The organism is Deinococcus frigens DSM 12807 (assembly GCF_000701425.1).
Taxonomy (GTDB): Bacteria; Deinococcota; Deinococci; order Deinococcales; family Deinococcaceae; genus Deinococcus; species Deinococcus frigens.
The window spans coordinates 1-12,094 of the sequence record NZ_JNIW01000082.1 but is presented as its reverse complement, the minus strand read 5'-3'; the positions used below and the strand labels follow the sequence as shown (position 1 = coordinate 12,094).

The following is a 12,094-nucleotide window of genomic DNA, read 5'->3' as shown; positions in this document are numbered from 1 at the left end:
GACGGCTTGATAAAGTCGGGGCGCGTCCCCGGTGGCATTTTCGGTTGTCACAGGTAGAAAGTGTCCCCTACCGGGGACGCTTTCTCATACTTTGTGTCAGGCCGTCAGGAAGTAAGGGACAGTCAGGCTTGAAGCCAGCCAGGCGTCATCCTTCGCTGCAAACGCTTCAAGGGTGGCGGCGCGGGAAACTTCCAACTCGGTAAGTAGCCTTTCAAGGCTCTGGCCGGTGGGGGGCGGCGTGCCCTGCTTACCCATCGACAACCCACCCAGGACGCTGGGTTCCGCCTCTTCGTAGGGACGTTCATCAAACGAGACATGCTGATACAGCCGGTCTACTGCCGCGATATGCGCCAGCAGCATCCCGATGGAGTTGAAAAATCCTGCCGGCACGGCGTCCAGTTGCTCCACGGTCAACCCTTCCACCGCTTGCAAGGTGGTCATACGGGCGTAATTCATCATTTCCACCAGCGCGCCGATTTGCGGGCTATACCGGGCGTTTGGCTCAATGCGGCTCCAGTTTTTCTCAGGCATGAAAGAGAGTTTAAACCTCTGCCACGTCCCGCTTACACATTCCCCCCCAGTCTTTTCAGTTCAGATCGGAGTGCGCCAATTTCTATATCCCGCACCGCTCCGCCGTACTCCCGTGCGGCCCAGGCAGCGGCGATTCCGGCGGCCTCACCCATGCTGTGGCAATTCTGCTGCACCCGGATGGCCGACTGCGCCTCGAAGGAGCTGCTGGCCGCCCGCCCCGGCACCAGCAAATTGGCAATGCCAACGGGGACGATTGAGCGGTAAGGAATCTCGTGGTAGGCGTCTTTCGCAAAGTAAGGCGCAGTGCCGTCGCGCTCGTGCAGTAGCTTTGCGCCGCCCCTGACGCTGTGAATGTCTACCGGGTAGTGGTTGCGGCAGATGGAATCGGGGAAGCGGACGCAGTCCAGAATGTCATCCAGCGTCAGCATGTACTCACCCACGATGCGCCGCGACTCGCGCACGCCCACCATCGGGGCCACCACGCCGATAAAGGTAGTTTCGCAACCGGGCAGGGAGGAGCGGCAGAAGGCGGTCAGGCGGTCAATCGCTTCCCGCCCGTCCACCTGCGCCGCGCTGAGTTGCCAGGGATCAGCGCCGTAATGCAACTCAGGCCGGATGCGTGGGCAGTTGAAGCTGATCTCGCCGGGCCTGCCGGGAATGCTGAAGCCCTGAAAATAATCGCCGTCGCGTTCCAGCAACACGCCATCCGTGACCGCCTGCCGGAACAGCGGCTCCAGCGTGCTGTTCTTGCCCCAGACCATCCAGAAGTGCATGAAGTTCTCGCCCGTCTGCCCCTGCCCGTTAGCGTTCAAGTAGGCGCATAGCCGCGCCGTATCCACCCCCGCCAGCGTGAAGCGCAGGCTCATGGCCTGATGGATGCCGTCCTCGTCGCCCGCATGAAAGGCAACGCCCGCGCGTGCGGCGAGGTCCGCGTCCCCGGTGGCGTCGATGAACGCGGTGGCGTTCAGGGCTTGCAGGCCGCCCTTGTTGTGGATGACGAGGGCTTGGATGGTGGACGCTGGCCCTTCCTGGCCTGCTGCAAGCAACGGCTGAACAATATGCGTGTGATACAGAACTTCGCCGCCCGATTCCAGCAGCATCCTCTCTAGCACGAACTTCATGCCCTCAGGGTTGAACCAATTGTCGTTGCCGCCGGGGTCAACCGCGCCGTCGCCGCGTGTCAGCATTCGCGCTTTCAACTCGTCCGTCAAGCCCCGGTTCAGGTTCTCGCCCGCCGAGACGTTCCGCATCAGGGGCGTGACCCAGGCGTTGGTTCCGGTTCCGCCCAGGCTGCCCAGCGCCTCAATGACCAGCACCCGCGCTCCGGCTCTGGCGGCGGCGATTCCGGCGATTGCGCCAGCCGTCCCGCCCCCGGCGACGATCACATCCCAGTGTTGGGGGAGGGTCTGATAAGAAAGAGTCACTTGATGGTGACGGTCCCGTAAGACTTGCCATTCACGATAATTTCAAATGGATTGGTGCGGGCGGGGCTGCCGGGATCGGTGTAGTTCAGAGTTTTTTCAACATACTGGGCAGGGCAGGCCAGAAAAACATTCCGGGTTTTGACGGTGGCGCTGAGCTGTAGCCCTGTTGCCGTGCGCGAGGTCTTTGTGACCTGCTGATCAAAGTCGCCGCAGCCCACGCCGTAGCGGATGGTGACAGTCAGGCTGTCGGTGGGGCCGGTGGTGGGCGGGAACTCAACTCCCGCGATGCCCAGCGCCTGGGTGCGCGGCAGCAGGGGCGTGCCGCAGGAAGCCAGAGTAAGGGAAAGAGCCAGAGCAGAGAGCAGCTTTTTCATGCCGTCATTTTGCCATTTGGATTGATCTGCTGCGCGTTGATTCGTTCCTGCCTACTTGACCTCTACCTTGCCCCAGCTCTTGCCGTTCACGATGATTTCAAATGGATTGGTGCGGGCGGGCGTGCCGGGATCAGTGTAGGTGTACTTTTTATAGTTGATGACGGGCTGGCAAGGTGGGCCAGGGTTTGTGGATATGACATAGGGCTTCGTCAAGGCTTGCAGGCTCAATGCGGTAGCCATTCGAGTGGCTTTAAATTCACCGAAAGGCGAGTCAATGGGACAGCCCCACCGGACTTCCACAACAATGTCCATAGGGGCGTTAGCAGCGACGCTGGCTGGAAACTCAACAGAACTGATACCCATCAAATCCATCCACGTCTGCGCTGTCTGCTCAACCTGCCCGCACGCGCTGAGCAAAACCGCTACCGCCACACCTGTCAGAGCTTTTTTCATCCCTGAATTGTGGCACGGCGGATTTGCTCTGGCCTCACCCCTTCACCGCCCCCTCCAGCCCCTTCATGAAGTACTTCTGCCCGAAGGCGAAGACGATTAAAATGGGAATAATCGTGATCACTGCGCCCGCCATCACCGCGCGGCTGTTGGTGCTGAATGTGCCGCTGAGTTCCAGCAACCCCGCCGAGAGGGGCAGCATGTTCTTGTCGGGCAGCATGATCCGCGCCCACAGAAACGAATTCCAGTACGCCACGAATTCCAGAATGGCAAAGGCCGCGATGGTGGGCATCGCCAGCGGCAGCATGATTAGCCGCCAGATGGTCAGCTCCGAGCCGCCGTCAATGCGGGCCGCTTCAATCAGCTCCAGCGGAATGGTCAGGTACGCCTGCCGCAGCAAAAACAGACCCACGATGCTCGCCAGCCCCGGCAAAACCACGGCCATATATTGCCGGATGGCGTCCAGCACCGGGTTGGTCTGGGCCAGCAGCCCCAACTTGATGGTGGTGATGTAATTGACGATCAACCCCGATTCGTTGGGCAGCACCATCAGCGCCAGAATCGCGTAAAAGATCAGGTCACGGCCCGGAAAGCGCATCTTCGCCAGCGGGTAGGCGGCCAGCGTCGCCAGCGTCACGGTTAGGGTCACGCCCAGCGTGCAGATGACGACGCTGTTCAGGATCAGCCGCCAGAACGGCACGGTGGTGCCTTTCCACATCTCGGCATAGTTGCGGATGCCCACCGACTTGGGCAGAATCTTGGCCTCGTAGATGTTGCCGGTCGGCTCAATGCTGGTGATGAACGTCCAGTAGAAGGGGTACAGCATGATCAGCGCGATCACGATCAGCACGGCGTAGGCCAGCAAGTCGGTCAGGCGGCGGCGTTGCCTGCGCTTGGCTTTCAATCGCGCAGCGGTGATGGCGAAAGTGTCGGTCTGAAGGTCGGAACGGCCCGCCTCAAGCATCGACTTTGCCCCCGCGCGTCAGGCGGAAGTTGATCAGCCCGAAGATGATGGAAATCAAGGCGATGATGATGCCCCCCGCCGCCGCCAGCCCATACTTGTAATCCTGAAAGGCCCGCGAATAGGTGTAAAACAGCGCCGTGTAGGTGCTGCCCGCCGGATAGCCCTGCGTCATCACGTAGATTTCCTCAAAGACCTTGATGGCGCTGATGGTGGACAGCAGACTGCACACCAGAATGGTGGGCCGCAGCCCCGGCAGCGTGATGTTCCAGAACACCTGTATGCGGCTCGCGCCGTCGATGGTGGCGGCCTCCTCCAGTTCCGGGCTGATGCTTTGCAGGCCCGCCAGATACAGCACCATGTAGTAGCCGATGCCCTTCCACAGCGTCACGAACATCACGGCGTACAGCGCGGTGGCGGGGTTGTTCAGAAAACTGCCCTTCTGCGGCAGGCCGATAAAGCCCAGAATCGTATTCACCGCGCCGCCTTGCTGGTACATCCAGTTCCACATCAGCCCCACCACGGCAAAACTGGTGACCACCGGTACGTAGAAGGCAGTGCGAAAGAAGCCGATGCCCTTCATCGGGCGGTTGACCAGCAGCGCCACCAGAATGGCGATCACCTGAATCACCGGCACGATCAGGATGTATTTGAGGCTGTTCTTCAGCCCGGACCAGAACTGCTCGTCGGCGAACAGCTCCCGGAAGTTTGCCAGTCCCACCCACTGGGGCGGCGAGATGATGTTGTACTTGGTGAACGCCAGATACGTGCCGAAAATGACCGGCCAGGTGTGGTACACGACCAGCAGAATCAGGAAGGGCATCAGAAAGGCATAGGCGATCAGCGTATTGCGCGTGGTCACTTTCGCGCCCGTGCCGCCGACGCGGTGTTGTTCTCGGCGCGAGGCTCGCCGGGGGGTGGTGGTCATGTGCGAAGGATAAAGGTTGGATTGAGCTGTGGGGTGTGGTTTGTCGGTTGCGGGGGAAAGAGGCGAGCGCGAGGTGGTGAGAGGCCACCAGGCAGGCCACAAAAATGAACAAGCTGTCCTGGCCCTTCTCCATTCCCCATCAACCTTCACCCATCAATAAGAAAGCCCCCACCCACACGGGGCAGAGGCCGGGACTACGGGAGCCGGAGTCTCAGACCTTAATGGCCGTCGCCGTCCTTGGCTTCCTTCTTCCCTTCGTTGTAGCTGGCATTTGCTTCAGCGTTGTGGACCTCGGCCTTGGCGCGGTCCTTGACGCCCTGGGCCTTGTCGCCTGCGTTTTCCAGGGAGCTGCCGCCCACCTTCGACGCCAGATCGTGTCCAGCGGCGCGGGCGCGGTCTGCACCCTCGTTGACCTTGGCCTTGGCCGAATCGAGCATATTGCCAGCAGTGCTTTTGTCGTCACTCATGCAAATGACCTCCTGTAAAGTGAATTCCCGTTAAGGTTCCCTCAAAATGCGCCCCCTCATCAATATTGGGATGAGGGAAAGCTTCAGACGCCGTTATCAGCGGAGGGTATCCTGCGTGCCAGCCTCTCATCCAAACTTTTGAATCCGCCCCAAACCTGGACGGTGACAGCGGCATCCTCGCCAGACATTGCCCCAAGGCGCTAGATTGAAAGTTATGAGCAGCCATATTCAGCGGCCCGAGCAGGGCGAGAAGATCAGCATGCAGGGCGACAAACTCAGCGTCCCCAACCATCCCGTTATTCCCTTTGTGGAGGGCGACGGCACCGGCGCGGACATCTGGAAGGCCAGCGTGCGGGTGCTGGACGCTGCGGTGGAAAAGGCGTACGGCAATGAGCGCAAGATCGAGTGGATGGAAGTCTACGCGGGCGAGAAAAGCGTGCAGGTCTACGGCGAGGGCCAGTGGCTGCCGCAGGAAACCATCGACACCTTCGACGAGTACCTGTTCGGGATCAAGGGGCCGCTAACCACGCCTGTTGGCGGCGGCATCCGCAGCATCAACGTGGCGCTGCGCCAGGAGTTGGACCTTTACGCCTGCGTGCGTCCGGTGCAGTATTTCGCGGGCGTGCCCAGCCCCCTGAAAAATCCCGAGTACGTCAACATGACCATCTTCCGCGAGAACACCGAGGACATTTACGCCGGGATCGAGTACATGGCCGGAACGCCCGAGGCCGACAAGATGCGCGATTTCCTGGTAAGCGAGATGGGCGTGACCAAGATCCGTTTCCCCGACAGCTCGTCTTTTGGCGTCAAGCCGGTTTCAAAGGACGGCACCGAGCGGCTGGTGCGCGCCGCCATCCAGTACGCCATCGACAATGACCGCAAGAGCGTGTCGCTGGTGCACAAGGGCAACATCATGAAGTTCACCGAGGGCGCGTTCCGCGACTGGGGCTATGAACTCGCCAAGAAGGAATTCGGCGCGAAGGAAATCGACGGCGGCCCCTGGTGCGAATTGCCCGGCGGCATCGTGATCAAGGATGTGATCGCCGACAACTTCTTGCAGCAAATCCTGCTGCGCCCCAAGGAGTACGACGTGATCGCCACGCTGAACCTGAACGGCGATTACATCAGTGACGCGCTGGCGGCGCAGGTGGGCGGCATCGGCATTGCGCCGGGCGCGAACATCAACTACGTGACCGGCCACGCCATCTTCGAGGCCACGCACGGCACCGCGCCCAAATACGCGGGCAAGAACGTCATTAACCCCAGCTCTGTGATCCTGTCCGGCGAGATGATGCTGCGCTACATGGGCTGGACTGAGGCCGCAGACCTGATTCTCAAGGGTCTGGACGCCACCATCGCCCAGAAAGTCGTGACCTACGATTTCGCCCGCAACATGGAAGGCGCGAAGGAAGTCAAGACCAGCGAGTTTGCGGATGCGATTATTGAGAACATGGCGTAAAGTTCAGGATGAGCAGAGGGGCCGGGGCGCAAGCTCTCGGCCTCTTTTCTTTTTCACGGCGTGGAAGGCGAACCCCTCCGCCCCTCCGGGACACCTCCTCTCAAGGGGAGGCAAGTTTTTTGTTTTCCTTGGCTCCCCTCGAGGGGAATTGGCTGTGAAGCAGACTGAGGGGTTGAACTGCAATCAGCTCCTCCACAAACCCGCCAAGCAAATCGGCTCACCTCCTGTACCCGCCCAACTGTCCTATTCTGCCCACATGGCAAGACTGATTCTGGCCGCCGTCGGCGTGATCCTGCTGGCAATCGCAGCTCTGGCGCTGGTGTGGTTGCTGGGCCAACTGCTGGTGGGGCTGGGCGCGTTCGTGGTGGGAACGGCGGCGGTGCTGTGGCGTTTGCTGGGGTTCCTGATCCTGGCGGGGGCGCTGGGCGGGCTGGTTTACTTTCTGGCGAGTGCATGGCGGCCCTCGTCGCGGGTGGCGGCCCCGCCTGAACCCGTCCGGTTGAAGAAGGCGGCTCAGAAGGCCAAAGCGTGACCCACCCGGACCGCTTCCTGGGCCGTGCCGACGTGTACGCCTGCGCCCGTCCGACGTATCCCCCGGCGCTGGGCGAATGGCTGGCGGGTCTGGGTCTGCTCTCGAATCGGGTGGCGGATGTCGGGGCGGGAACGGGCCTTTTCACGCGGCTTTTGCTGGCGCATGGCACCGGACCGAACTTTGCCGTGGACGCCGTGGAACCCAACCCGGAGATGCGCGCTCAGCTCGGAGCGACATTGGCCCAGGAAATGGCGTCAGGCCGTTTGCGCGTCCATGACGGCACTTCTGAGGCCACCCCGCTGGATTCCGCCTCCGTTTCGCTGATCACTGCGGCGCAGGCCGCGCACTGGTTTTCTCCTGTCCCCACCGTGCGGGAATTCCGGCGCGTGCTGACTCCCGGCGGGCAGGTGTTGCTGGTCTGGAACGACTGGCGCGGCGTGGCCACGCCATTCAACGCCGCCTACCGCGAAGTCGTGACCCGGTTCAGCCGCGAGGACGGCGAACTCGTGTCGCGCGTGCCGGAGCAGGAGTTGCCCAAGTTGATGCCGGGCGGGTTCGAGGTCCAGACCTTCGACAATCCCGTACCGTTTCCCCGTGAACGCCTGCGCGCCCTGGCCGGAAGCATCAGCTATCTGCCGTCGCCGGACGATCCCCAGTTTGCGGACGTTGGGCAGCAGCTCGACTCGGCTTTTGATGCCCATGTGTCGGGCGATCACGTCACGCTGACCTACCGCACGCACGCCTATCTGGGGCGATTGGACTGAACGGCTGGCCTCGTTCACCTGGCAGTGTTACGCTGTCGTTATTAAGGAGGCCACGCGCCATGACCATCGCCATCGACGATCTCAAACGCACCGGATACGCCGCTGAGGTGGTGGCGAACGCCTTTCTGGACCTGGCCCGCGCTCAGGGCCGCACCCTGACGCAGATGCAGGTGCATAAGCTGGTGTACATCGCGCACGGGTATACGTTGGCGCTGCTGGGCCGCCCGCTGATGTACAACACCATTCACGCCTGGCAACGAGGCCCGGTGATCCGCAAACTGTGGCAGCACTGGGGCGAACGTGGCAGGCAGCCCATCTCTGAAACCCTGCCCGTCGCGCCCGGCGAGCCGGAACTGGACCGGGATTCGGAAGCGCTGGAGATTATCCGCAGCGTCTGGAGCGGTTACGGCAGTATGGCGGGCGGCGAACTCTCGCGCCTGACGCACCGCGCGGGCAGCCCGTGGTCCCAGACCTTCGGCCTTCAGGACAACCTGATCCCCGACGAGATCACCCGCGAGTACTACACCAGCCTGGCGCGCAGTGCTTGAGCTGCCCCGTGCCTGAACTGTGCCGTGCCTGAGATGCGCCGTGCCTGAGCTGAGCAATGCCTGAAACTTCTGATCGGGAACGGATCGACGACAGCCCGGCAGTTCCCCCCGCAGATGGTCAGTCTGCCATCGAGCGGGCCGTGCAGCAGGGCCTGGAGAGCGAGCGCCGCGCACCCGCCTCCAACGCCGATCTCGAGCGCCTGACCCGCCAACTGCGTTACCGCGAGGCCGTGGACCAGCGGTGGTTGCGCCTGGGCGTGGGGGCCATCGTGTTCATCCTCTCCGCTGGCTGGCTGGCTGCCGACGTGACCCTGACCCTGGCGGCGGGCTGGGGCGAGTTGGCCGGGCGGCCCTTCCGCCTGGACAGCAGCGTGCTGGTGGCGTTTCTGACCACCAGCACGGCCACGGTGATTGGCCTGTTCCTGGTGTTCCTGCGCTGGCTCTACCCGCAGACCCACCCGGTTGAGGAAAGAGAGCCAGAGCGCGACAGGCAGCGCGACAGGCAATGAAAAACCCCCTCCGTGGAGAGGGGATCGGGGAAGCGGTCTTTACTTCAGCAAACTCCGCGCGATCACCACGCGCTGAATCTCGTTGGTCCCCTCGTAGATCATGTTCAGCTTCACGTCGCGCAGCAGTTTTTCCACCGGGTATTCGCCGACATAGCCGTAGCCGCCGTGGACCTGAATCGCCTCGTTGGCGGCGCTGAAGCCCATTTCCGAGCAGTAGGCCTTGGCAATGGCGCTCTCGAAGCCGTGCGGCAGGCCTTGGTCCACCAGCCACGCGGCCTTCTGGTACATCAGGCGGCCTGTTTCTATCCCCATCGCCATCTCGGCCAGCTTGAACTGGATGGCCTGGAATTCGGTGATCGGCCTGCCGAAGGCCTCGCGCTCCTTGGCGTACTTGATGCTCTCTTCCATGGCGCGGCGGGCGATGCCCACAGATCCAGCCGCCACCGGAACACGGGTCTTGTCCAGCGTTTTCATGGCGATCTTGAAGCCGTCGCCCAGGCCGCCCAGTTGGTTTTCCTTGGGCACGCGCACGTCCTCGAAGACCAGTTCGCTGGTCAGGCTGGCGCGCTGGCCCATCTTGTGCTTGATCTTGTTGTGGCTGAAGCCGGGGGCGTCTTTTGGCACCACCAGGGCCACCGTCGCCTTGTGGCCGCCCTGCCTGTCGGTGGTGGCGAAGACCACGTTGAATTCGGCCAGGCCGCCGTTGCTGATCCACATCTTGGCCCCGTTCAGAATCCAGGCGTCGCCGTCGTCACGGGCCACGGTTGCCATGCCCGCTGCGTCCGAGCCGTTGCCGGGTTCGGAGAGGGCAAACGCAGCCAGCCCGGCCTTCTCGGTCAGCGGGGCCAGAAAGCGGGCCTGCTGCTCCTCGGTGCCGCCGATCAGGATGGGCGCGATGCCCAGCTCGGAGGCCATCAGCACGGTGTAGATGCCCATGCAACCGTAGGCCAATTCCTCGCCGATCAGGCATTCATCGAACATGCCCAGGCCCAGGCCGCCCGCGTGTTCGGGAATGCTGGGGTTCAGCAGGCCCACCTCAAAGGCTTTCTCCACCACCTGCCACGGCAGTTCTTCCTTGCGGTCGTACTCGGCGGCAATCGGAGTGATCTCCCTGCGGGCAAAGTCGCGGGCGAGTTGCTGGAGCTGACGCTGTTCGTCGTTCAGGGTGAAATCCATGCTGGACACTCCTTCGGGCAAGAGGCTGTAGTGGAGAGATTGGGGCTAATTTAGACTCGGTTCAATTCTATCATTCTGGCGCGGGCAGCGCGAGGATGCACTGCCCGTGCGTCCGTTCCTGCCGATCATGGTCCGGTCATGGCCTGCCGGGTACAACTGGCCTTGCAGCCGGGGGGGACCTCCGAAGTCTGCAAGGAGGCGGGCAAGATGCAAAACAGGGTCGCGCACAACGTCAGGATGGACATCACGGATCACGAAACGTTTGGGAGCAACGAGCACGCCAGCGTTAGCCGGGGGGGAACGCTGGTGCTGGATGCCTCACGGCCAGAGCTGACCGATCTGACGGTCGGCAAGTGCGGCGGCGAGGTGCGCGTGGAGCTGCGCGTCACGTACCGGCAGGCGGCGGGCGGCGCGGTGAATGTGGCGGACCGCGCCCTGCTGTACGAGGGGACCAGCGAGAACACCACCGATCTGGATGGCCGCGCCAGCTTTGACGGCACGGTGGCCAGCGGCACCTCCCACCAGTTTACCGTGCGCGTCCGCAACACCGACGAGGGCGGTGACTTCGCCGATATCCGTGTGAACGTGGACAACCTGGCCCTCAGCGCCAGCGATCCCTGCCCCAACATCGACGCCAAGGCGCTGTCGCTGGGGGCGGGCTTTACCGGCAACGCGGTATCGGGCTGCGAGGCGGTGCGCGGGGGCCACCGCAAACGCTTCCAGAACGCCGATCTCTATTACTCGCCGTCCACCGGCGCGCATGAGATTCACGGCGAGATCCGGCGCAAATACGGCAGCAAGGGTGGGCCGGACAGCGATCTGGCGTTGCCCGTCACCGATGAAACACCTACCCCGGACCGCGTGGGGCGCTTCAATCACTGCTCCGGCAACGGCAGCATTTACTGGCATCCGCGAACTGGGCCGATGGAAGTGCGCGGCGGCATCCGGGCGCGCTGGGCGCAGACTGGCTGGGAGCGCGGCGCGTATGGCTACCCCACCAGCGATGAGCTGAACATCAGCCAGAACCCGTGGCAGTGGTACAGCGACTTTCAGAACGGGGTGATCTTCTTCGAGGGCAATGGCGTGGTGGAACCGGCCACAGCCAGCCTGTCGGGAGCGCAGGTGCTGGCCGCTTTCGCAGGGGCCTTCCGCAGCCGCACGGCCAACGATTCGCGGGTCCAGATCGACTCGGTGGTGGTCATTGGCGTCAGCGACACCGCCTACGACTTCACCCGCAGCGGCAACCGGGTGGTCACGTACCGCGTGTCCGGCGAGATCGGCAGCGGGCACTGGTATATCCCCGATCCCAATTTTGAAGTCACGATTCCAGTGCAGTTTACCGCCTCGCCCCAGCCGGACGCCCGGCGCGCGGTGGCCCTGAGCGCGCGGCAGGCCGGGGTCATCGGCATTCATGTGGACAACTTCGCGGGCATCGGGATTCATGCGGTCGCCAATGCCCTGCACGACAAGCTGGCGGCCATCTTCAACCGGCCCATCGCCCTGGGCAGCGTCCCCGCCCCCGCTGGCCTGCTGAGTTTCAAGGTCATGAAGGACGGCGGCCTGACCCTGTACTTCCGCCCCGACGTGGCCGGACGCTTCGCCGCCGGGCTGGCGCAGACCATGCTGAACAACATTCAGATTTGAGACCGGCGCTCAGTACCCGACACTTTCCACAGCCGTCGTCTGGCGCGGCGTCCAGAGTCGAATGAGGTGGAGCAGTTCGTCCACCGAAGCCCCAACCTGACGGGAATACGCCCGGACGAGCGACCGGAGGCCCAGGGTCACGACACTCCATGCGCGCCGTCCGTGTTTTTTAAGGGCCGTCTCCTGGTCGATGCCGACCAGAACGGTCCAAACATACGCCAGGGTCAATAAACAGAGCAGCCGCGTCACATGATTGGGAAGCGTCATGTGGGTGTTTTCCAACCGGAAGCCCTTCGTTTTGAGCGCCCTGAACAGGCATTCGATCTT

Annotated in this window: 14 protein-coding genes and 1 pseudogene; 6 read left to right on the top strand and 9 right to left on the bottom strand. The window is 62.7% G+C overall.

Annotated features, from left to right (window positions below):
- Positions 1 to 96: 96 nt before the first annotated feature.
- The 7 genes from Q322_RS0118165 to Q322_RS0118135 all read right to left on the bottom strand — a co-directional run bounded on the left by Q322_RS0118165 (position 97) and on the right by Q322_RS0118135 (position 5,135).
- Entirely contained in the window at positions 97 to 531 is a 435-nt protein-coding gene (locus Q322_RS0118165; protein ID WP_051668735.1) for a DinB family protein, read from the bottom strand.
- Between the two features lie 32 nt (positions 532 to 563).
- The gene (locus tag Q322_RS0118160) at positions 564 to 1,916 is read right to left on the bottom strand and encodes an FAD-dependent oxidoreductase (protein WP_245593315.1); all 1,353 of its coding nucleotides are present in this window, start codon (positions 1,914 to 1,916) and stop codon (positions 564 to 566) included.
- Positions 1,917 to 1,951: 35 nt separating this feature from the next.
- Positions 1,952 to 2,329, bottom strand: coding sequence for a hypothetical protein (locus Q322_RS0118155; RefSeq protein ID WP_029479289.1), 378 nt, complete (start codon positions 2,327 to 2,329; stop codon positions 1,952 to 1,954).
- 51 nt (positions 2,330 to 2,380) lie between these two features.
- Positions 2,381 to 2,782, bottom strand: coding sequence for a hypothetical protein (locus tag Q322_RS0118150; RefSeq protein WP_029479288.1), 402 nt, complete (start codon positions 2,780 to 2,782; stop codon positions 2,381 to 2,383).
- Positions 2,783 to 2,816: 34 nt separating this feature from the next.
- Positions 2,817 to 3,743, bottom strand: coding sequence for a carbohydrate ABC transporter permease (locus tag Q322_RS0118145; protein ID WP_029479287.1), 927 nt, complete (start codon positions 3,741 to 3,743; stop codon positions 2,817 to 2,819).
- The gene (locus Q322_RS0118140) at positions 3,736 to 4,668 is read right to left on the bottom strand and encodes a carbohydrate ABC transporter permease (protein ID WP_029479286.1); all 933 of its coding nucleotides are present in this window, start codon (positions 4,666 to 4,668) and stop codon (positions 3,736 to 3,738) included. The genes Q322_RS0118145 and Q322_RS0118140 overlap by 8 nt, the downstream gene beginning before the upstream one ends.
- Before the next feature lie 218 nt (positions 4,669 to 4,886).
- Complete coding sequence (locus Q322_RS0118135; RefSeq protein WP_029479285.1) at positions 4,887 to 5,135, bottom strand: hypothetical protein; 249 nt, start codon at positions 5,133 to 5,135, stop codon at positions 4,887 to 4,889.
- 214 nt (positions 5,136 to 5,349) lie between these two features.
- On the opposite strand from Q322_RS0118135, the gene icd reads away from it, so the two are divergent.
- The 5 genes from icd to Q322_RS21960 all read left to right on the top strand — a co-directional run bounded on the left by icd (position 5,350) and on the right by Q322_RS21960 (position 8,947).
- Positions 5,350 to 6,594 (top strand): NADP-dependent isocitrate dehydrogenase, encoded by a 1,245-nt coding sequence (gene icd, locus Q322_RS0118130; protein WP_029479284.1) that lies wholly within the window; start codon positions 5,350 to 5,352, stop codon positions 6,592 to 6,594.
- Between the two features lie 256 nt (positions 6,595 to 6,850).
- On the top strand, positions 6,851 to 7,126 hold the full coding sequence (locus Q322_RS0118125) for a hypothetical protein (RefSeq protein WP_029479283.1): 276 nt from the start codon (positions 6,851 to 6,853) through the stop codon (positions 7,124 to 7,126).
- Positions 7,123 to 7,890, top strand: a complete 768-nt coding sequence (locus Q322_RS0118120) for a class I SAM-dependent methyltransferase (RefSeq protein WP_029479282.1) — start codon at positions 7,123 to 7,125, stop codon at positions 7,888 to 7,890. Before Q322_RS0118125 ends, Q322_RS0118120 begins: the two co-directional genes overlap by 4 nt.
- A 59-nt stretch (positions 7,891 to 7,949) precedes the next feature.
- Complete coding sequence (locus Q322_RS0118115) at positions 7,950 to 8,438, top strand: Panacea domain-containing protein (protein ID WP_051668734.1); 489 nt, start codon at positions 7,950 to 7,952, stop codon at positions 8,436 to 8,438.
- A gap of 56 nt (positions 8,439 to 8,494) precedes the next feature.
- Positions 8,495 to 8,947, top strand: coding sequence for a hypothetical protein (locus Q322_RS21960; RefSeq protein WP_245593314.1), 453 nt, complete (start codon positions 8,495 to 8,497; stop codon positions 8,945 to 8,947).
- Between the two features lie 39 nt (positions 8,948 to 8,986).
- On the opposite strand, the gene Q322_RS0118105 is transcribed toward Q322_RS21960, so the two are convergent.
- Positions 8,987 to 10,123, bottom strand: coding sequence for an acyl-CoA dehydrogenase family protein (locus Q322_RS0118105; protein WP_029479279.1), 1,137 nt, complete (start codon positions 10,121 to 10,123; stop codon positions 8,987 to 8,989).
- A 207-nt stretch (positions 10,124 to 10,330) separates the two neighbouring features.
- On the opposite strand from Q322_RS0118105, the gene Q322_RS21955 reads away from it, so the two are divergent.
- Complete coding sequence (locus tag Q322_RS21955; RefSeq protein WP_051668733.1) at positions 10,331 to 11,767, top strand: LGFP repeat-containing protein; 1,437 nt, start codon at positions 10,331 to 10,333, stop codon at positions 11,765 to 11,767.
- 9 nt (positions 11,768 to 11,776) lie between these two features.
- On the opposite strand, the pseudogene Q322_RS24675 reads toward Q322_RS21955, so the two are convergent.
- Positions 11,777 to 12,094 (bottom strand): annotated as a pseudogene (locus Q322_RS24675) (IS4 family transposase); the annotation flags it as partial.